18 protein-coding genes, 2 tRNA genes and 1 pseudogene are annotated in these 19,871 nt (G+C 71.9%); 12 read left to right on the forward strand and 9 right to left on the reverse strand.

The features are described 5' to 3' along the window. Positions 1-17 precede the first annotated feature (17 nt). From ABZ915_RS05100 to ABZ915_RS05125, 6 genes and pseudogenes are all read left to right on the forward strand, one after another. Complete coding sequence (locus ABZ915_RS05100) at positions 18-911, forward strand: FAD binding domain-containing protein (RefSeq protein ID WP_361796040.1); 894 nt, start codon at positions 18-20, stop codon at positions 909-911. Further along, entirely contained in the window at positions 908-2,458 is a 1,551-nt protein-coding gene (locus tag ABZ915_RS05105) for a 2Fe-2S iron-sulfur cluster-binding protein (RefSeq protein WP_361796043.1), read from the forward strand. The genes ABZ915_RS05100 and ABZ915_RS05105 overlap by 4 nt, the downstream gene beginning before the upstream one ends. Next, positions 2,455-4,764, forward strand: a complete 2,310-nt coding sequence (locus ABZ915_RS05110) for a molybdopterin cofactor-binding domain-containing protein (RefSeq protein ID WP_361796045.1) — start codon at positions 2,455-2,457, stop codon at positions 4,762-4,764. The genes ABZ915_RS05105 and ABZ915_RS05110 overlap by 4 nt, the downstream gene beginning before the upstream one ends. After that, on the forward strand, positions 4,761-4,892 hold the full coding sequence (locus tag ABZ915_RS05115; RefSeq protein ID WP_361796048.1) for a hypothetical protein: 132 nt from the start codon (positions 4,761-4,763) through the stop codon (positions 4,890-4,892). The genes ABZ915_RS05110 and ABZ915_RS05115 overlap by 4 nt, the downstream gene beginning before the upstream one ends. A 196-nt stretch (positions 4,893-5,088) precedes the next feature. Next, positions 5,089-6,240: an SUKH-4 family immunity protein gene (locus tag ABZ915_RS05120; protein ID WP_361796051.1), complete on the forward strand. Its 1,152-nt coding sequence runs from the start codon at positions 5,089-5,091 to the stop codon at positions 6,238-6,240. Positions 6,241-7,011: 771 nt separating this feature from the next. Continuing rightward, positions 7,012-7,761 (forward strand): annotated as a pseudogene (locus ABZ915_RS05125) (site-specific integrase); the annotation flags it as partial. A 701-nt stretch (positions 7,762-8,462) separates the two neighbouring features. On the opposite strand, the gene ABZ915_RS05130 reads toward ABZ915_RS05125, so the two are convergent. Next, a tRNA-Cys gene (locus tag ABZ915_RS05130) sits at positions 8,463-8,534 on the reverse strand. Between the two features lie 20 nt (positions 8,535-8,554). Continuing rightward, positions 8,555-8,652: transfer RNA gene (locus tag ABZ915_RS05135), tRNA-OTHER, on the reverse strand. A 196-nt stretch (positions 8,653-8,848) separates the two neighbouring features. Between ABZ915_RS05135 and ABZ915_RS05140 the strand changes: the two genes are divergently transcribed. From ABZ915_RS05140 to ABZ915_RS05165, 6 genes are all read left to right on the forward strand, one after another. Then, complete coding sequence (locus ABZ915_RS05140) at positions 8,849-10,294, forward strand: MFS transporter (protein ID WP_361796054.1); 1,446 nt, start codon at positions 8,849-8,851, stop codon at positions 10,292-10,294. 51 nt (positions 10,295-10,345) lie between these two features. Beyond that, a complete protein-coding gene (locus ABZ915_RS05145; protein ID WP_361796057.1) occupies positions 10,346-10,546 on the forward strand; it encodes a hypothetical protein in 201 nt (66 codons plus the stop codon). Then, on the forward strand, positions 10,543-10,917 hold the full coding sequence (locus ABZ915_RS05150) for a type II toxin-antitoxin system death-on-curing family toxin (protein ID WP_361796060.1): 375 nt from the start codon (positions 10,543-10,545) through the stop codon (positions 10,915-10,917). Before ABZ915_RS05145 ends, ABZ915_RS05150 begins: the two co-directional genes overlap by 4 nt. A 115-nt stretch (positions 10,918-11,032) precedes the next feature. Then, positions 11,033-12,832: a DEAD/DEAH box helicase gene (locus tag ABZ915_RS05155; protein ID WP_361796063.1), complete on the forward strand. Its 1,800-nt coding sequence runs from the start codon at positions 11,033-11,035 to the stop codon at positions 12,830-12,832. A 295-nt stretch (positions 12,833-13,127) separates the two neighbouring features. Further along, complete coding sequence (locus ABZ915_RS05160; protein ID WP_361796066.1) at positions 13,128-13,769, forward strand: helix-turn-helix domain-containing protein; 642 nt, start codon at positions 13,128-13,130, stop codon at positions 13,767-13,769. A 110-nt stretch (positions 13,770-13,879) separates the two neighbouring features. Beyond that, entirely contained in the window at positions 13,880-14,671 is a 792-nt protein-coding gene (locus ABZ915_RS05165) for a S16 family serine protease (RefSeq protein WP_361796069.1), read from the forward strand. A 15-nt stretch (positions 14,672-14,686) separates the two neighbouring features. Here ABZ915_RS05165 and ABZ915_RS05170 read toward each other — a convergent pair whose 3' ends face one another. The 7 genes from ABZ915_RS05170 to ABZ915_RS05200 all read right to left on the reverse strand — a co-directional run bounded on the left by ABZ915_RS05170 (position 14,687) and on the right by ABZ915_RS05200 (position 19,862). Beyond that, entirely contained in the window at positions 14,687-14,878 is a 192-nt protein-coding gene (locus tag ABZ915_RS05170) for a hypothetical protein (RefSeq protein ID WP_361796072.1), read from the reverse strand. Positions 14,879-14,899: 21 nt separating this feature from the next. Beyond that, a complete protein-coding gene (locus ABZ915_RS05175; RefSeq protein ID WP_361796075.1) occupies positions 14,900-15,484 on the reverse strand; it encodes a helix-turn-helix domain-containing protein in 585 nt (194 codons plus the stop codon). A gap of 91 nt (positions 15,485-15,575) precedes the next feature. Next, positions 15,576-16,457 (reverse strand): glycine betaine ABC transporter substrate-binding protein, encoded by an 882-nt coding sequence (locus ABZ915_RS05180; RefSeq protein ID WP_361797689.1) that lies wholly within the window; start codon positions 16,455-16,457, stop codon positions 15,576-15,578. Between the two features lie 74 nt (positions 16,458-16,531). Beyond that, positions 16,532-17,353, reverse strand: coding sequence for an ABC transporter permease (locus ABZ915_RS05185; protein ID WP_361797692.1), 822 nt, complete (start codon positions 17,351-17,353; stop codon positions 16,532-16,534). Then, entirely contained in the window at positions 17,353-18,552 is a 1,200-nt protein-coding gene (locus ABZ915_RS05190; protein WP_361796078.1) for a betaine/proline/choline family ABC transporter ATP-binding protein, read from the reverse strand. The genes ABZ915_RS05185 and ABZ915_RS05190 overlap by 1 nt, the downstream gene beginning before the upstream one ends. Then, positions 18,545-19,222, reverse strand: a complete 678-nt coding sequence (locus tag ABZ915_RS05195) for a hypothetical protein (RefSeq protein ID WP_361796081.1) — start codon at positions 19,220-19,222, stop codon at positions 18,545-18,547. Before ABZ915_RS05195 ends, ABZ915_RS05190 begins: the two co-directional genes overlap by 8 nt. After that, the gene (locus ABZ915_RS05200) at positions 19,215-19,862 is read right to left on the reverse strand and encodes an ABC transporter permease (protein ID WP_361796084.1); all 648 of its coding nucleotides are present in this window, start codon (positions 19,860-19,862) and stop codon (positions 19,215-19,217) included. The genes ABZ915_RS05195 and ABZ915_RS05200 overlap by 8 nt, the downstream gene beginning before the upstream one ends. Positions 19,863-19,871 lie beyond the last annotated feature (9 nt).

Consider the following 19,871-nt stretch of genomic DNA (forward strand, 5'->3'; position numbering starts at 1 on the left):
TGGAAGGGGCAGCCGGTTTGACCACGCACGCACCGCAGGCGGCGCAGGCCGTCACGCTGCCCACGACGCTGGACGAGGCCGTGGCGGCGCTCACCGCCATGCCCACCGCCGTGCCGGTGGCGGGCGGCACCGACCTGATGGCCGCCGTCAACTCCGGACAGCTCAGGCCCGCCGCCCTGGTGGGCCTCGGCCGGATCAGTGAGATCCGCGGCTGGCAGTACCTGGACGGCCACGCACTGCTCGGCGCCGGCCTCACGCACGCGCGCATGGGCCGCCCCGACTTCGCGGCCCTCATCCCGGCGCTCGCCGCCGCCGCGCGCGCCGCGGGCCCGCCGCACATCCGCAACGCGGGCACCCTGGGCGGCAACATCGCCTCGGCCGCGCCCGCGGGTGACGCGCTGCCGGTCCTGGCCGCCCTGGAGGCGACGCTGATCATCGCGGGCCAGGGCGGGGTCCGCCGGGAGATCCCGGTGTCACACCTGCTGGCCGGGGTCGACATGCTGCGCGGCGGTGAACTCATCGGCTACGTGCGCGTGCCGCTGCTGCACGCCCCGCAGGTCTTCCTGAAGGCCACCGGGCGGACCGGGCCCGGCCGTTCGATCGCCTCCGTGGCGCTGGTCCTCGACCCGGCCAGACGCGGAGTGCGGTGCGCGGTGGGCGCCGTGGCGCCGATGCCGCTGCGGCCCCTGGAGGCCGAGCAGTGGGTCGCCCGGCTCATCGACTGGGACAACGACCGCGCGATCGTCCCCGAGGCACTGAACGCCTTCGGCGAGTACGTCGCCGCGGCCTGCATCCCGGATCCGGCGCCGGAACAGGACGGCTCCGTACCGCAGCTTCCGCCCGCCGTACTGCACCTGCGGCGCACTGTCGCCGCGCTGGCCCGACGAGCACTGGGGAGGGCGCTGTCGTGACCGACGACCAGCACGCGGAGGGCACGTCCCAGGGCGGTGGACGCTGGGACCCGCTGCCCCAGGGCGACTACGACGACGGGGCCACCGCCTTCGTGAAGCTCCCCGAGGGCGGTATCGACGCCCTCCTGGCCGCGCCCGGACACGGCTACGTGCCGCCGCAGATAACGGTGGCCCCCGGTGTGGACCCCGGCGCCGACCCGGCGGCCGGCGGCACCTGGGCGGTGCCGGACGCCGGCGCCCGGTGGCCCGACCCGAACGCCGTACCGCAGGGCGGGAACACCGGGGCGGACGACCGGTTCGCGTACAACCCCGCCACCACACAGCAGTGGACCTTCGACGGGCCCGCGCCCGCCGGTTCGGCCCCCGGGCACGATGTGACCGGGGAGTGGTCCATCCCCGTCGCCGGCGGCGACCTTCCGGACGAATCGGGCGAGTTCACCACAACCTCCCTGGTCGAGCAGTGGGGCGGCAACGCACCGGCCACCCTCCCGGGCGGCGCCCCCGCCCCCTGGGCGACGGAGACGGCGGGTCAGCCCTGGGGGCGGCAACACGAGCCGGACGGCGAACAGCCGGTGGGGCAGCCCGCCCACGAGGGATTCCGGCCCGGCACGCCGTACGCCGGGCCGCCGGCCGGGCAGGCACCCGAGGCCGAAGCCGCCGGGCCGGCCGAGGCGCCCCCGGAGGCACAGGAGGCCGCAGAGGCCCCTGAGAGGCTCGCTGAGCCCCCCGCGGCCCCCGAGACGGACGTGGACACCGGCCCCGAGCCGGAGGCCGCCGAAGAGGCCGTCACGGGCGACGGCCCCGCGGCCACACCCGACGCCACGCAGACAGCCCAGGACGCGGCGCGGGAAGCCGAGGAGGCGCCCCCGCCCGCCGCGCACGACGAACACCCCCTCGCCTCCTACGTCCTGCGCGTCAACGGCGCCGACCGCCCCGTCACCGACGCCTGGATCGGCGAGTCGCTGCTGTACGTGCTGCGCGAGCGCCTCGGGCTCGCCGGGGCCAAGGACGGCTGCTCGCAGGGCGAGTGCGGGGCCTGCAACGTCCAGGTCGACGGACGGCTCGTCGCCTCCTGCCTGGTGCCCGCCGTCACCGCCGCCGGCAGCGAGGTGCGCACCGTGGAGGGCCTCGCGGCCGACGGCCGGCCCTCCGACGTACAGCGGGCCCTCGCCAACTGCGGTGCGGTGCAGTGCGGTTTCTGCGTCCCCGGCATGGCGATGACCGTGCACGACCTGCTGGAGGGCAACCCGGCCCCGACCGACCTGGAGGCCCGCCAGGCGCTGTGCGGCAACCTGTGCCGCTGCTCCGGCTACCGGGGCGTCCTGGACGCCGTCCAGGAGGTCGTCGCCGAACGCGAGGCGCATGCCGCCGCCGAGTCGGACACGGACACGGACGGCGTACGCATTCCGCACCAGGCGGGCCCGGGAGCCGGCGGCGTCAACGCGTCGGCCTTCGACTCACCGGGGACCTTCGGTGGTTCCGGAGGGGTCTTCGGCGGTCCCGTACCGCACGACCAGCACTACGGCCAGGACGGAGGCCAGGCGTGAGCAACGATTCCGCCACCGCGACCCCCGCCGCGGAGCCCGCCCCCGCCGCCGAACCGCTGCCGCACGGCCTCGGCGTCTCCCTGCCCGCGGCCGACGCCCGCGCCAAGACCGAGGGCACCTTCCCGTACGCGGCCGACCTGTGGGCCGAGGGCCTGCTCTGGGCGGCCGTACTGCGCTCCCCGCACGCGCACGCGCGCATCGTGTCGATCGACACCTCCCACGCGCGCGAGATGCCCGGCGTACGGGCCGTCGTCACCCACGAGGACGTCCCCGGCACCCCGCGCCACGGCCGGGGCACCCCCGACCGCCCGGTGTTCGCCTCCGAGGTCGTACGCCACCACGGCGAGCCCATCGCCGCCGTCGCCGCCGACCACCCGGACACCGCGCGGATGGCCGCGGCGGCCGTCATCGTCGAGTACGAGGTGCTCGACCCGGTGACCGACCCGGAGCAGGCCTTCGAAGCCGAACCGCTGCACCCCGACGGCAACCTGATCCGGCACATCCCGCTGCGCCACGGCGACCCGGACGCGCAGGGCGAGATCGTCGTCGAGGGCCTGTACCGCATCGGCCGCCAGGACCCCGCCCCCATCGGCGCGGAGGCCGGCCTCGCCGTGCCCCGCCCCGACGGCGGAGTGGAGCTCTACCTGGCCTCCACCGACCCGCACAGCGACCGCAACACGGCCGCCGCCGTCTTCGGCCTGACCCCCGAACGGGTGAAGATCGTCGTCACCGGCGTCCCGGGCGCCACCGCCGACCGCGAGGACCAGGGCTTCCAGCTCCCGCTCGGCCTGCTCGCCCTCAAGACCGGCTGCCCGGTGAAGCTGACGGCGACCCGCGAGGAGTCCTTCCTCGGCCACACCCACCGCCACCCCACCCTGCTCCGGTACCGGCACCACGCCGACACCGAGGGCCAGCTGGTCAAGGTCGAGGCCCAGATCCTCCTCGACGCGGGCGCGTACGCCGACACCTCCGCGGAGTCCCTGGCCGCCGCCGTCTCCTTCGCCTGCGGCCCGTACGTCGTCCCGAACGCCTTCATCGAGGGCTGGGCCGTCCGCACCAACAACCCGCCCTCCGGCCACGTGCGCGGCGAGGGCGCCATGCAGGTGTGCGCCGCCTACGAGGCGCAGATGGACAAGCTCGCCAAGAAGCTCGCACTGGACCCGGCGGAACTGCGCCTGCGCAACGCGCTCGCGACCGGTGACGTCCTCCCGATCGGCCAGACGGTGACCTGCCCGGCCCCCGTCGCCGAACTCCTCCAGGCGGTACGCGACTTCCCGCTCCCCGCGCTGCCCAAGGACACACCCGAGGACGAGTGGCTGCTGCCCGGCGGCCCCGAGGGCGCGGGCGAACCGGGTGCGGTGCGCCGCGGCGTCGGCTACGGCCTGGGCATGGTGCACATGCTCGGCGCGGAGGGCGCCGACGAGGTCTCCACGGCGACGGTGAAGGTCCACGACGGCATCGCCACGGTCCTGTGCGCGGCCGTGGAGACGGGCCAGGGCTTCACGACCCTGGCCCGGCAGATCGTCCAGGAGACCCTCGGCATCGACGAGGTCCACGTGGCACCCGTCGACACCGACCAGCCCCCGGCCGGCGGAAGCTGCCGCGGACGGCACACCTGGGTGTCCGGCGGCGCGGTGGAACGGGCGGCGAAGATGGTCCGCACCCAACTGCTGCAACCCCTGGCACACAAGTTCGGCATGTCGACCGAGCTGCTCCAGATCACCGACGGCAAGATCACCTCGTACGACGGCGTGCTGTCCACCACCGTCACCGAGGCGCTGGACGGCAAGGAACTCTGGGCGACGGCCCAGTGCCGCCCGCACCCCACCGAACCGCTGGACGCCGCCGGCCAGGGCGACGCCTTCGTGGGCCTGGCCTTCTGCGCGATCCGCGCGGTGGTGGACGTCGACATCGAACTCGGCTCGGTACGGGTCGTGGAGCTGGCCGTGGCCCAGGACGTGGGCCGCGTGCTCAACCCGGCGCAGCTCACCGCCCGCATCGAGGCCGGCGTCACCCAGGGCGTCGGCATCGCGCTCACCGAGAACCTGCGCACCCCGCGCGGCCTGATCCGCCACCCCGACCTCACCGGGTACGCGCTGCCCACGGCCCTGGACGCCCCCGACATCCAGATCGTCAAACTGGTCGAGGAACGCGACGTGGTCGCCCCCTTCGGCGCCAAGGCGGTCAGCGCGGTACCGGTGGTCACCTCCCCGGCGGCCATCGCCTCCGCCGTCCGCGCGGCGACCGGCCGCCCGGTCAACCGCCTCCCGATCCGCCCCCAGGCCGCGGTGGTGACCGGCCAGTGAGCGAACAGGAGCCCCAGGAGCAGCCGCGCTACGAACCACCGCCCGCGGTCGGCAAGCTGCTGCTGTGGATCCTGCTGTTCGTGGTGGCGGCGGTCGTGGTGGTACTGGGCGGGATCTACCTCACCTGACGTCCGCCCGCCCGCTGTACGTGATCGTGCTCACCCCGGCGCCCGAGGTCGTGGCGGAACGGGCCCGGGGCGCCTGGCGTCCTTTTCCCGGGGCGCGTTGTCAGTGGGGCGGCGTAGTGTGCTGAGCAGTGGGGGACGGCTGCTCCTGGCCGCTCCGACGGGACGTACCAGGTACGACTGAAATCGCGGGGGAGCGATGAGCACGACCGATGCCGGTGTCGCGGCGATCACCCTGACCGAGGACGACCTCGGTCCGTACGTCACGCACGCGCCGACGCGCCACTGGCTGACCGGCCCCGGACTGCCCGCCGGTGGCGGCCTGTTGACCTTCGAGCCGTTGCGCACGGACGGGCTGCGCACGCTGGCGCAGGCCACGGACGACCCGGCGGAGAACCTGCGGGACCGGCTGGTGATAGGCGCACTGCTCAACCCGGCGGGCATGGACCCGGAATCCCTCCTCCTCGACGGCGGCACGGGCGAGATCACGACCACGTTCCTCTTCGACGCGATGGACAGCCGCCCGTTCGCGCCCTCGCTCGAGGCACTCGTGCGGTTCGCCTCCGTCACCGAGGAACTGGCTGGTCTGCGCGGCGAGTTCGCCGCCTACGCGGGCCGCTACGGCACCAAGGCCGCCACCGAGGCGTCCCGCCGCCTCCTCGCCCTCTTCGAGGAGGGCACGGACGGTGAGATCCCGCCGTACTGGAAGGCGGCCGCGCTGATCCGCCCCCTCGCCCTGGTCGCGGGCCCCGGCACGGACTCCGGCCTCGCCCTGGACCTCCCCGGCCGGCTGCTGGACCAGGAGTTCGGCCAGGGCCGGGTGGCCCGCTTCGAGGAGGTCGACTTCCCCGTCACGCTCACCCACGGGCCGACGCGCCGCTTCCTGCGCGAGACCGGCCTGCCCGAGGACGCGGTCCTCTTCCACCTGGACACGGACGTCCCCCTCCCCACGCTGACCGAGTACTTCACCTCGGAACGCCCCGACGACTACCCGCTGGAGGACCTCCCCGCCCATGCCGACCGCCTCATACGCCTCGGCCACCTCGTCGAGGACAACAGCCTGGTGGTCGACGGCACGACGGGCGCGGTCCTGAACTACAGCGAGCCCGAGGCGACCCTGTACCCGCTGAACACGGACGTCTCCACCCTCGCCTTCACCCTCTGGCTGCTGCACCACGAGCGGACCATCGACGACCACCTGAACCACGAACTGACCACCGAGGCCTACGACCAACTGGCCGCAGCCATGATCCACACCCTGGCATCCGTAGACCCCACCGGCACCACGACCGACGCCGACTGGCACTACTGGACGGAACTCTTCCAGGACGAAGCGGGCGGCGTGCTCTGACGTACTGGCTGTATGCCGCGGGAGTGAACTGGTCCTTCTTCGCCCTGGGGTTGTAGGACTGCATGGACTCGCAGTTCTCGCCGTCCGTCTTACCGGCCCTTTTCTTTTGGCCTGGTCAAGACACCAGAGGCCATGGCGGGAATCGAACCCACTGGCGACGAACGAGACGGAAACTGAGACGGGGCACGTGGGCGCCCAGACGCCGCTGTTCGCAACGGACTTGCAGGACGGAACCTGCGAGCCCAACTCTTGGTGACGCCTCGATAGTCGAATGTGAAACCTCTCGCAGGGACACCCGAGATTGCAGCACGAGAGACAGCGAGTCACACTGGTTTGTGACGAGCTTGCTTCCGCCATGTCGGACAAGCCATGAATGGCCGCTCGCGGCGCCCTCGGTCGAGTCTCCTGGGGACCCAGAAAGCCGATACGCAATACCCCATTAGCTGCTGGAGCCTGCAATGATCAGGAGGACAATGGCTCGTGCCGCGACCGCCGCTGGTGCTGCCGTTCTGATATTAGGTGGCTGGGCGATGCCGAGCGGCACGGCACAAGCGACACCGCAAGTGAAACCGTGCGCGCAATCTGCCGCCGGTTGCCACTACGAGACGCACCTTCAATGCACAATCTACAACGGCTGCGAATGGGTCAAGGTAAGGGTTTGCCCCCCGCCGCCCAGGAAGTGTCAGCCTTGGGATTTCGGATGCCAAATGGGCATTGGGCAAATATTCGGCGGGCAGTGATTCCCCGCGCGGAAGGTGCCTCAACGTGCACGGTCACCTCGGCAAGAACCCTGTCCTGTTGGCCAAGGCATCGGCGGCGGGGGATTGCGAGGTGGAGCCCTACAGCGTCCAAGAGGTACAGCGATTGCTGAAGGCCGCTGACCGGCACCGCGACTCCGCACGACGGGCCGTCGCGCTCGCCCTCGGACTGCGTCAAGGGGAGGCGCTGGGGCTGACGTGGGACGACGTGGACCTTGAGGGTGGATTCCCTGTTGTCCGCCGTAGTCGCCACCGCCCGCAGTACGCCCACGGGTGTACGGAGCCCTGCGGACGCAAGGCCGCCGGGTACTGCCCTCAGAGGCGACGAACCAACCCGGAGTTGTCCACCACCGGTGCGCACCTCAAGGCGCAGGGAGTGGAGCGAACGGTGGCCGGGAAGCGCTGGGAGGACAACAGCTTGGTCTTCCCGGACGAATACGGCCGTAGCCCGTCCCACCGCCGGGACTGGACCGAGTGGAAAGTTCTCCTGACAGAGGCGGAAGTGCGGGACGGGCGTTTGCACGACGCGCGCCACACGGCCGCCACGGTCCTACTCATCCTCGGTGTCCCCGAGCGGGCCGTCATGGGCCTCATGGGGTGGTCGACCACGGCCATGGCCGCCCGCTATCAGCACATGGTGGATGCCGTGCGGACAGACATCGCACGGCAGGTGGACGGCCTGATCTGGAAACCCGAAGCAGACCGGCGGGACGGCGGCGATGGTACGGCTGGCATACGTGTCAGTCAGGTGGCGAAGAGCTGAGCTGGGGCATCCCTCGTGAGATGGCTCGCCTCACTTCGTGAGCCTAGAGAGAAGTAAGGTCTGCACGCATGGCGTGCCGGAGGGCCTCAAGAGCTTCACCCAACGCTGCCTGAGTCGCGGACCATTCTGGATCTGTAGTCACGTCGTGCTCATCGAAGCGATCTCGTAGGTTTCGGAGCCTCAAGAAGGCTTGCTCGGCCGCGTCACTCAGAGGCTCGGGCGCCATGATGTGCATCTGATAGAGGAGCTGAAAGGCATTGGCGGACCCAAGGATCTCCCCTGCCTGCTTGATGCGTTCTTCCCTGATGATCCCGGCGCTTCGCTTCAGGTCTCGTAGCCGATGTCTCGTCAGCCAGAGTGCCGCAAGGTATTCGCCGTACAGCTGTTGCTTTGCGGCACGCTCGCGGGACGTATTCTCCCGATGCCATCGTGACCGTTCGCCAAGGAGGGTAGTGCTGACACCCAGAACGGCACCGAGCGCTGTGCCCGCGAGAGTCCCCCAGTCCACGGGGCACATCGTAGAGGCGCCGTGGGCTCGGGCCCAGAGTGCGATGTCTGTCTGAGCCCAGTGGGTATCGCGCAGCCGTCCGGGACGGAGATGCCCGCGATGGTCAACTGAGACGGGAACTGAGACGGAGGGCCAGAAGGGCGGCACCCCCGTGAGGGTGCCGCCCTTCTGTCTTGCCTGGTCAGGCAACCAGAGGCCGTGGCGGGAATCGAACCCACGTAACTCGCTTTGCAGGCGAGTCCCTAAACCACTCGGGCACACGGCCGTGACTGAATCTCGTCCCCACGGCCGTGGTGGGAATCGGACCCACGTGACTCCCCGCGAGCGGAGCTCGCCGATGGATGCAGCGCAGGCGAGTCCCTGAACCACTCGGGCACACGGCCGTGTTCGTGAAATGAATGTACGGTCGCCCCGGGAGGGCCTCAAGGGAATCGCCGGGGCTGCAATAGGACTGCCACACGCCGTTCATGAAAGGGGGGCGGGGCAGGCCGGGGGGTACGGGGCGTACGACCAAGGTCGCAGGTCGAGGGCGACTTCGGACAGGGGTCAAACCGAGCTGCGCACCTTACGCTGGCGACCATGGCTGCCCTTGAACGACGCGACACCGGAGTCGCCGACACCCTTGTCGACAGCCCGGAGGACACGGTCCTCGGGCGGTCCTACCGCGCGCTGAGCATCGGGATCGTGTCGGTCGTGCTGCTGATCGCCTTCGAGGCGACCGCGGTGGGTACGGCGATGCCGGTCGCCGCGCGGCAGCTGGGCGGGGTGTCGCTGTACGCGTTCGCGTTCTCGGGGTACTTCACGACGAGTCTGTTCGGGATGGTGCTTTCCGGGCAGTGGTCCGACCGGCGGGGACCGGTGGGGGCGCTGACCACCGGGATCGGGGCCTTCGCGGCCGGGCTGGTGGTGGCCGGGACCGCCGGGACGATGTGGATGTTCATCGTGGGGCGGGCCGTCCAGGGGTTCGGCGGCGGACTCGTGATCGTGGCCTTGTACGTCGTCGTCGGCCGGGCCTATCCCGAGCGGCTGCGGGCGGCGATCATGGCGGCGTTCGCGGCGAGCTGGGTCGTGCCGTCGGTCGTGGGCCCCCTGGCGGCGGGTGCGGTGACCGAGCACCTCGGCTGGCGGTGGGTGTTCCTCGGCATCCCGGTGCTGGTCGTCTTCCCGCTGGGGCTCGCGCTGCCGCAGATACGGCGGCGGGCCGGAGGACCCGTCGAGGCAGGCGCGGTCGCCGCTCTCGACCGGCGCCGCATCCGGCTCGCACTCGGAATCTCCCTCGGCGCGGGGCTGCTCCAGTACGCCGCGCAGGACCTGCGGTGGATCTCCCTGCTGCCCGGTGCCGCCGGCGCCGCACTGCTCGTACCGGCCGTGCTCGGACTGCTCCCGCGCGGCACCTACCGGGCGGCGCGCGGACTGCCGTCGGTCGTGCTGCTGCGCGGGGTGGCCGCCGGCTCCTTCATCGCCGCCGAGTCCTTCGTGCCGCTGATGCTGGTCACCCAGCGGGGGCTGTCCCCGACCCTGGCCGGCCTCTCGCTCGCGGCGGGCGGGGGGACCTGGGCGCTCGCCTCCTGGGTGCAGTCGCGGGTGCGCGTGGAGCCGTACCGGGAGCGGCTGATGACCGTCGGGATGGTGCTGGTGGCGGCCGCCGTCGCCGCCGCGCCGAGCGTGCTGGTCCACTCCGTGCCGGCCTGGACGCCGGCCGTTGCCTGGGCCTTCGGCTGCTTCGGCATGGGGCTGGTCATCTCGTCCACCAGCGTGCTCCTGCTCCAGCTCTCCGCCCCTGAGGAGGCCGGCGCCAACTCTGCCGCCCTCCAGATCTCCGACGCCCTCGCCAACGTCGTCCTGCTCGCGGCGGCGGGCGCCGCCTTCGCGACCCTGGGCGGCGGCAGTACGGCGGCCACCACGGCGGCGCAGGCCACGACCGCCTCCGGCACCCACCCGGCCGCCTTCGCCGCGGTGTTCCTGCCGATGGCCGGGGTGGCGCTGGTGGGGGCCTGGGTGACGACGCGCTTGCGGGAGCGCTGAGCCGCCGTAAACCGGTCGCCGAGCCGTGGCCCCGCCCCTACTCTCCTCCGCATGCACCAACTGACCGTCTCCCTGGACCCCGCCACCCGTCAGGCCCTCGACGACCTCGCGGACGCGCAGGACCGCTCCGCGGAAGAGGTGGTGCTGGAGGCCGTGCACAGGTGTCTCCGCGAGGAGGCCCTGGCCGTACGGGCCGTCGCGGAGCGGCTGGCCGGGGCGCACGCCGACCTGTTGAGGAGGCTGGGCGAGTGACCCGTCACCTGACCGTCGCCGACGTCACCGCCCTCGCCGAGATCGCCTTCGGCGGCCGGGCGCCCGAGACGCGCGAGCCGGGGCTGCTCGCATCGGCTGTGCACCGGCCGCGCGCCCGCATGTTCGGTACGGCGGCCTACGAGGACCTGTACGAACAGGCGGCCGCACTGCTGCACGCCCTCGCCACGAACCACCCCCTCGTGGACGGCAACAAGCGCACCGCCTGGCTCGCCACCGCCACCTTCCTCGCCCTCAACGGCGTCGATCTCGCCGCCGTCGACCAGGACACGGCGTACGACCTGGTCATCGATGTGGCCTCGGGAAAGGAGAGCGACGTCGCCGTGATCGCCGCGCGACTCCGCGTGCTGTGACGTGGATCCCACCCACCCCGACCCGCCCTCGTCCGCGCATGGGCACCGCCGGGCCGCCGGTAGGGTGGCCCGGTTGTCATACCCAGCCGAGCCGCCCAACCCCCGCACGGAGACCGTGACTACCACCGCCGCTTCCTCCACGCACAACCACCACCTCTCTCCCGCCTTCCCCGGCCGCGCCCCATGGGGTACCGCCAGCAAGCTGCGTGCCTGGCAGCAGGGGGCCATGGAGAAGTACATCCAGGAGCAGCCGCGTGACTTCCTCGCCGTCGCCACGCCCGGTGCCGGCAAGACGACCTTCGCGCTGACGCTCGCCTCCTGGCTGCTGCACCATCACGTCGTGCAGCAGGTGACCGTGGTCGCGCCGACCGAACACCTGAAGAAGCAGTGGGCGGAGGCGGCCGCGCGGGTGGGCATCAAGCTCGACCCCGAGTACAGCGCGGGGCCCTTGGGCAAGGACTACCAGGGCGTCGCGGTGACGTACGCCGGTGTCGGCGTGCGGCCGATGCTGCACCGCAACCGGGTCGAGCAGCGCAAGACGCTCGTCATCCTCGACGAGATCCACCACGCCGGCGACTCCAAGTCCTGGGGCGAGGCGTGCCTGGAGGCGTTCGAGCCGGCCACCCGGCGGCTCGCGCTCACCGGTACGCCGTTCCGGTCCGACACCAACCCCATCCCCTTCGTGACGTACGAGGAGGGGCAGGACGGGATCCGGCGGTCCGCCGCCGACTACACGTACGGGTACGGCAACGCGCTCGCCGACCACGTCGTCCGGCCCGTCATCTTCCTCTCCTACAGCGGCAACATGCGCTGGCGCACGAAGGCCGGTGACGAGGTCGCCGCCCGGCTCGGCGAGCCGATGACCAAGGACGCCGTCAGCCAGGCCTGGCGCACCGCGCTCGACCCGCGCGGCGAATGGATGCCCGCCGTGCTGCGCGCCGCCGACCAGCGGCTGACCGAGGTCAGGAAGGCCATCCCGGACGCGGGCGCCCTCGTCATCGCCTCCGACCAGGACTCGGCGCGCGCGTACGCCAAGCTGATCCGGGAGATCACCGGCAGCAAGGCCACGCTCGTGCTGTCCGACGACGCCGGCGCCTCGAAGCGGATCGACGACTTCAGCGGGAACGAGGACCGCTGGATGGTGGCCGTCCGCATGGTGTCCGAGGGCGTCGACGTGCCCCGGCTCGCGGTCGGCGTGTACGCCACCACCATCTCCACCCCGCTCTTCTTCGCCCAGGCCGTCGGGCGTTTCGTACGGTCCCGGCGCCGCGGCGAGACCGCCTCCGTCTTCCTGCCGACCGTCCCCGACCTGCTCACCTTCGCCAACGAGATGGAGGTCGAACGCGACCACGCCCTCGACAAGCCGAAGAAGGAGGGCGAGGAGGACCCGTACGCCGAGTCCGAGAAGGAGATGGACGAGGCGAACAAGGAGCAGGACGAGGACACCGGCGAGCAGGAGCAGTTCTCCTTCGAGGCGCTGGAGTCCGAGGCCGTCTTCGACCGGGTGCTGTACGACGGCGCCGAGTTCGGCATGCAGGCCCACCCGGGGAGCGAGGAGGAGCAGGACTATCTCGGCATCCCCGGGCTCCTCGAACCCGACCAGGTGCAGATGCTGCTCCAGAAGAGGCAGGCCCGGCAGATCGCGCACAGCCGCAAGAAGCCGGACACCGAGGCCGACCTGCTGGAGCTGCCCGCCGAGCGGCGGCCGGTGGTCTCGCACAAGGAGATGATGGAGCTGCGCAAGCAGCTCAACACCATGGTCAGCGCGTATGTGCACCAGAGCGGCAAGCCGCACGGGGTGATCCACACCGAGCTGCGGCGCGTGTGCGGCGGCCCGCCGAGCGCCGAGGCGACGGCCGGTCAGCTGCGGCAGCGGATCGCCAAGGTGCAGGAGTGGGCGACACGGATGAAGTGACGGGGCGTGCGGCGCCCGGGGCGCGCCGTACGTATCCGGACGAAGGTCGCAGGTCATGTCGGACGATGCCCGGATTCTGGACGGAGGCTTCCGCTCAGCGAACCGGCTTCGCTACTGTCCCGCTACGCACACGCCCCGTGGCAGCGCCGCCGCGGAGCGCAGCCGTGAAGCGACTGGGCCCGGAGCCGCCGGGCCGTCCTGCCGATCGGCGGCCTCTGAAGCGCGTCGCTGACGGGACTCGGTGACGCATCCGCCGCGCAGGGGTTGCCGACCTCACCACTAAGGAGTGGGCGTCGTGACCGCGGAGACCTCTCAGACGCTCGACCGGGGACTGCGTGTCCTCAAGCTGCTGGCCGACACGGACCATGGGCTGACCGTCACCGAGCTTTCCACCAAACTGGGCGTCAACCGGACCGTTGTGTACCGGTTGCTCGCCACGCTCGAACAGCACGCCCTCGTACGCCGTGACCTGGGCGGACGAGCCCGGGTGGGGCTCGGGGTGCTGCGGCTGGGGCGGCAGGTGCATCCGCTGGTACGGGAGGCCGCGCTGCCCGCGCTCCGGTCGCTGGCGGAGGACATAGGGGCGACCGCGCATCTCACCCTGGTGGACGGCAGCGAGGCGCTGGCCGTCGCGGTGGTCGAGCCGACGTGGACGGACTATCACGTGGCGTACCGGGCGGGGTTCCGGCATCCGCTGGACCGGGGAGCCGCCGGCAGGGCGATACTCTCCGCGCGGCAGTCGCCGTCGGCGGAGCCGGGGTACATCCTGACGCACGGGGAGCTCGAGGCCGGGGCCAGCGGGGCCGCGGCTCCACTGCTCGGGGTCACGGGGGTCGAGGGCAGTGTGGGTGTCGTGATGCTCGCGGACGCCGTGCCGGAGCGGGTGGGGCCGCGGGTCGTCGACGCGGCGAGGGAGGTCGCGGAAGCCCTGCGCTGAACCTGGCGGGGCGCGGATACGGGCGCGACGGGACTTGTACGCGGGTTGACGCGGGCTGACGTGGGCTGACCGGGCCGTGGCCGGAAGTGCTCGTCCCGTAGATTGAACCTGTGCTCTCTCGTCTCACGCGCCTCCAGGCCGTCGCCGTCTGCGCCACCCCCGTCGTAGCCCTGATCGCCACCGCGGTCTTCGCGCCGCTGCCGTTCTCGGTGGCGCAGCCGGGGATGACGGCGAACGTGCTGGGCAAGAACAAGGGCACCGCCGTGATCACCGTCTCCGGCGCGCCGACCCGCGCGACGAGCGGGCAGCTGCGGATGACGACGATCGTGGCGACCTCTCCGGACACGCGCGTGTCGCTGGGCGAGGTGCTCGACAACTGGTTCCGCACGGACCGCGCGGTCATGCCGCGCGACGCGGTCTACCCGGGCGGCGACACCGTCAAGGAGATCGAGAAGCACAACATCGAGCAGATGCAGCAGTCCCAGGACGCGGCGACCGAGGCGGCGCTGAAGTACCTGAGCCTGAACAGCAAGGACGTCAAGGTCACCCTCAAGCTCGCCGATGTCGGCGGGCCCAGCGCGGGACTGCTGTTCTCCCTCGGGATCATCGACAAACTGCACGGTGACGGCAGCGGCGGCGACCTGACGGGTGGCCGCACCATCGCCGGTACGGGCACGATCGACGCCGACGGCACGGTGGGCGCGGTCGGCGGTGTGGGCCTCAAGACGCAGGCCGCCCGGCGGGACGGGGCGACCGTCTTCCTGGTCCCCAAGGCCGAGTGCGCCGACGCCAAGGGTGAGCTGCCGAAGGGGCTCAGGCTGGTTCCGGTGACCACGCTGAAGGGAGCGGTGAACTCCCTGGTGGCCCTGGAGAAGGGGAAGGGCTCCGTACCGAGCTGTTAGGCCATCGTCGAGCTGTTAGGCCATCGCCGGGGACGGCTCGCGCGTGGCCGCGAGACGCAGGCCGACCTCCACGAGGGTCCAGCCGAGGCGGGTGCGCAGTACACCGGGGCGCCTGGCGGCGGGGGCCTGGGCGGCGAGGCGGTAGGCATCGGCCTGGGCGCGGAGTTCGGCCATGTGGTGCTGGGAGAGTAAGACATGCGTGTACATGGGGAAGCCTCTCGGTTCGTCTCAGTCGGTTTCGATGGGGAAGAGGTGCGTGTGAACGCGCACCTGCTCGGCGCCGGGGGTGTCCGCGTCGGGCACGCGGTTGCGGTAGTCGTCGATCAGGTCGTGCACCTTGTGGGTGAGTTCGGCGGCGAGTTCGGGCGTCAGCCGTAGCGTCATGTCGCTCATGTCGGTGGCGCGCTGCCAGGCCTTGGGCCAGTGGTCACGGGTGCCGAGCCAGGTGGACAGCTCCCGGGCATGGGTGTGCGCGATCTCGTGCAGGAACATCTCGACTGCCCCCCGCACCTCGGGGCCGGCGCCCTCGAACTCGGTACCGTCGAAGTCCACCCCCTCCTCCACGGCCCGCCACCAGCGCTCCCGCCCCTTGCCCTGCTCCGGGGCGTCCTCGACAAAGCCGTGTGCGGCGAGTTGACGGAGGTGGTAGCTGGTCGCGCCGCTCGACTCGCCGAGCCGCGAGGCCAGTTGGGATGCGGTGGCCGGGCCGCGCTGCCGCAGTGCGGCCAGCAGCTGCATCCGCAGCGGGTGGGCGAGGCCGCGCAGTGCGTGGGCATCCAGGCGCCGGTACTTCCGCTCTTCGTGCTCCGTCATGCGTACAAAGGTAGACTTGCAAAGTCTTCTTTGCAACAGGTCTTTTGCATCGTCTTCTTTGCATCGACTCCTTTGCGTCAGCGGCGCGCGCCTACCGCACGAACCCCTCCGCCCGCAGCCACTCCAACGCCACCTGATGCGGATCCTCCCCGCCCACGTCCACCCTCGCGTTCAGCTCCCGCGCCACCGTGTTGTCGAGCCTCCTCGTGACCGGGTCCAGTACGCCCGCGATGGCCGGCCACCGCTTCAGGGTCCGGGAGTTGATCTCCGGGGCCGCGTTGTAGTCGGGGAAGAACTTCCGGTCGTCCTCCATCACCACCAGGTCCATCGCCTTGATGCGGCCGTCGGTGGTGAAGACCTCCCCGTACGTGCAACTCCCCTTCGCCACCTGGGTGTAGATGATCCCGGTGTCCATCTGCGTGATGTCCTTGGCCGGCACGCGCATGCCGTACGCCCGCTGCATGCCCCGCAGCCCGTCCGTCCGGTTGGCGAACTCGCCCTCCACGCACAGCGTCACCGCCCCGGGACGCGACCGGGACAGCGCGGCCACGTCGGACAGCGTCCGGGTGCCGTACTTCCTGAAGGCGGCGCGGTTCATGGCCAGCGCGTAGGTGTTGTTCAGCCGGGACGGCGGCAGCCAGGTCAGCCCGTTGCGCAGGTCGGCGTCGCGTACCGCCTGCCACTGCTTGTGCGGGTCGGGGATGGGCTCGCTGTGGCCCTGGTACGTGATCCAGGCGGTGCCCGTGTAGTCGTACATGGCGTCCGCGTCCCCGCCCCTGACCGCCTCCCGGCTGCCGATGGAACCCTGGATGCCGGTCCGGTCCAGGACGTCCGCACCGGCCGCCCGGAAGGCGATCCCCGCCATCGCGCCGAGGATGAGGCTCTCCGTGTCCGCTTTGGAGGTCACGGTGAGACGGGCGCCCTTGAGCGGCTCGCCCCGTCCGAGCGAGCCGGGCCCGACGTCGTCGGCCATGGGGGAGCCGCTGCTCAGGCCACAGCCGGAGGCCACGAGCAGCGCGCCGGCGGCCAGCGGAGCGGCGAGCCGTCTCAACTCCCCGTCTCCAGCCCCCGTGGCCGCAGCAGCACCTCGGCCAGCGAGGCCAGCCAGTCCACCAGCAGGGCCAGTACGACCGTGAGCACCGCGCCCAGCACCAGCACCGGCATGCGCTGGTTGGTGATGCCGGCGGTGATCAGCACGCCGAGACCGCCGCCGCCCCCGAAGGTGGCCAGGGTCGCCGTGCCGACGTTGAGGACCAGGGCCGTACGGACGCCCGCGAGGATCAGCGGGACGGCCAGCGGCAGTTCCACCCGGGTCAGCACGCCGAGCGGGGACATCCCGATGCCGCGGGCCGCCTCCAGCAGGGTCGGGTCGTTGGCCCTCAGGCCCGCGACGGTGTTGGCCAGCACCGGCAGGACGGCGTAGGCGATCATGCCGACCAGGGCCGCCCTCCGGCCGATGCCGAGCCAGATCACCAGCAGGGCCAGGAGGCCGATCGCGGGTGTCGCCTGGCCCGCGTTGGCGAGGGCCGTCACCACCGGGCCGGCCCGCCGGAAGGTCGCACGGGTCAGCAGCACGCCCAGCGGGACGGCGATGACCAGGACGAAGAAGGTCGAGATCACGGTCAGCTCGATGTGCTGCCACAGGGCCTTGGAGACCTGACCGTTCGACAGGGCGTTCGCCGAGACCGCGTCCAGGTGCGCCTGCCGGAACCACAGCCAGGTCGCCAGCAGCACCGCGACGAGGAACGCGGGTACGAGCGTCAGCTGCTGCCAGGTGAACCGCCTCCCGGCGGGCCGCGTCGGCGGCGCGGCTCCCCGCGGCTCCGCCGCGCCTCCCGGTTCCGCCGGTCGCTCCACCTCGGCCGTGATCACCTCGCCCGCTCCCCGTCACGCGGCCACCCGCTCCGGTGCTCCAGGGCGTTGACGCGGTCGGCGTCCAGCAGTTCACGCACGCGGTTCATCAGCGTCTCCATGTCCACCACGCCCTCGTACACGCCGTGCCGTCCCGTCACCGGAACCCGCCCCGAGTCGCTCCTCAGCACCGCCTCCAGCGCGTCCCGCAGCGTCGCCTCCCGGGTCACCGTGTGCCGCACCGGTCTGCCCGCGCGGGCCGGCGAACCGCGGGCCCGCATCAGGTCTCGGCGCCTGAGCCACTTGTGGGGGCGGCGGTGCCGGTCGAGCAGGAGGATCTCGGTGGTGCCGCTGCCGCGCAGCCTGCCGAGGACCTCCTGAAGCGGGGTGTCCACGGTCGCCGTCGGGCAGCTCCCGACCCTCAGGTCCCGTACGCGGGTGAGGTTCAGCCGCTTCAGGGCGGCGCCCGCGCCCACGAAGCCGGAGACGAATTCGTCCGCCGGGTCGGTGAGGATCGCCTCCGGGGTGTCGAACTGGGCGATGCGGGAACGCTCGCGCAGCACCGCGATCCGGTCGCCCAGCTTGATCGCCTCGTCGAAGTCGTGGGTGACGAAGACGATCGTCTTGCGCAGTTCCCGCTGGAGCCTGAGCAGCTCGTCCTGGAGGTGGTCGCGGGTGACCGGGTCGACCGCGCCGAACGGCTCGTCCATCAGCAGCACCGGCGGATCGGCCGCCAGCGCCCGCGCCACGCCGACGCGCTGCTGCTGACCCCCGGAGAGCCGGCGCGGATAGCGGTCCTGGAATTCGCCGGGGTCCAGTCCGACCAGGTGGAGCATCTCCGCCACCCGTTCCCGGACCCTGGACTTCGGCCAGCCGGCCATCCTCGGCACCAGTGCGATGTTCTGGGCGACGGTCAGGTGGGGGAAGAGCCCGGAGGACTGGATGGCGTACCCGATCCTCCTGCGCAGCCGCACCGGGTCCATGCCGGTGACGTCCTCGCCGTCGATGCGGATGCGGCCGCCGGTCGGCTCGATCAGCCGATTGATCATCTTCAGCGTCGTGGACTTCCCGCAGCCCGACGGCCCGACCAGAACCACCGTCTCGCCCGCCTCGACGGTCATGCTCACGTGGTCGACCGACGGGTGCGGGCTGCCGGGGTACTGCTTGGTGAGGCTCTCCAACTCGATGGCGGCCCCGGTCGTGGACGTCTCAGACACGGTCCCCTCCAGGGATGAGCGGTCTGGCCAGGGCATGCGTGGGGCCGGAGGGGTGGGCGGTGGTGGCCGTGATGCCGATCGGGGTGGTCTCGGGCGCGGTGGTCGCCCCGGTCGTGGGCGTCTCAGACACGGTCCCCCCGGAGGCGGGCGGTCCGGTCAGGACAGGCGTGGGGCCGGAGGGGTGGGCGGTGGTGGCCGTGATGCCGGTCGGGGTGGTCTCGGGCGCGGTGGCGGCCTCGGTCGTGGGCGTCTCAGACACGGTCCCCCCGGAGGCGGGCGGTCCGGTCATGGCGCACGTGGGGCCGGAGGTGTAGGTGCCGGTGGCCGGGATGTCGGTCGGGGGCGGCGGCCAGGGGTTCTCGGGCTCGGTGGCTGCCTCGGTCGTGGGCGTCTCAGGCGCGGGTTCCCCGGGGGTGGGCGGTCCGGTCAGGGCGTACGTGGGGCCGGAGGGGTGGGCGGTGGTGGCCGTGATGCCGGTCGGGGTGGTCTCGGGTGCGGTGGCGGCCTCGGTCGTGGACGTCTCAGACACGGTCCCCCCGGAGGCGGGCGGTCCGGTCAGGACAGGCGTGGGGCCGGAGGTGTAGGCGCCGGTGGCCGCGACGCCGGTCGTGGGCGGCCGCCAGGGGTGCTCCGGATCGATGGCCGCCCCCGTGGTGGACAGCTCAGGCACGGATCCCCCTGGGAATGGTCAGCCGGCCGAGGAGGACGTACGCGGCGTCGAACAGCAGGGCCAGGACGATGATCCCCAGGGTGCCCGCGAGCACCTGGTTCAGGGCGTTGGCGCTGCCCAGCGAGGCGATCCCGCGGAAGATCTCGTTGCCGAGGCCGGGTCCGGAGGCGTAGGCGGCGATGGCCGCGATGCCCATCAGCATCTGGGTGGCGACCCGGATGCCGGTCAGGATCGGCGGCCAGGCGAGCGGCAGCTCCACCCGCAGCAGCCGGGCCCGGCGGGACATCCCGATGCCCCGGGCCGCGTCCACCAGGTCGGGGTCGACCCCGCGCAGCCCGACGATCGCGTTCCTGACGACCGGCAGCAGCCCGTACAGCGTCAGGGCGATCACCGTGGGGGCCACACCGAGGCCGACGACCGGGATCAGCAGGCCGATCATGGCGAGCGACGGGACGGTCAGCAGGGTCGAGCCGGCGGTGGTCGCCAGGCTGCCCGCCCAGTCGCTGCGGTAGGCGGCGACGCCGATCAGCACGCCCAGCGCGGTGGCCGCGACCATGCACTGGAGCACCGCGGAGGCGTGCTGCCAGGCATCCGCGAGCAACTGCTGGTGCCGGTCGGCCAGATACTCCCAGAAGCTCACGCGGCCTCA

The organism is Streptomyces sp. NPDC046915, from assembly GCF_040644935.1.
GTDB lineage: Bacteria > Actinomycetota > Actinomycetes > Streptomycetales > Streptomycetaceae > Streptomyces.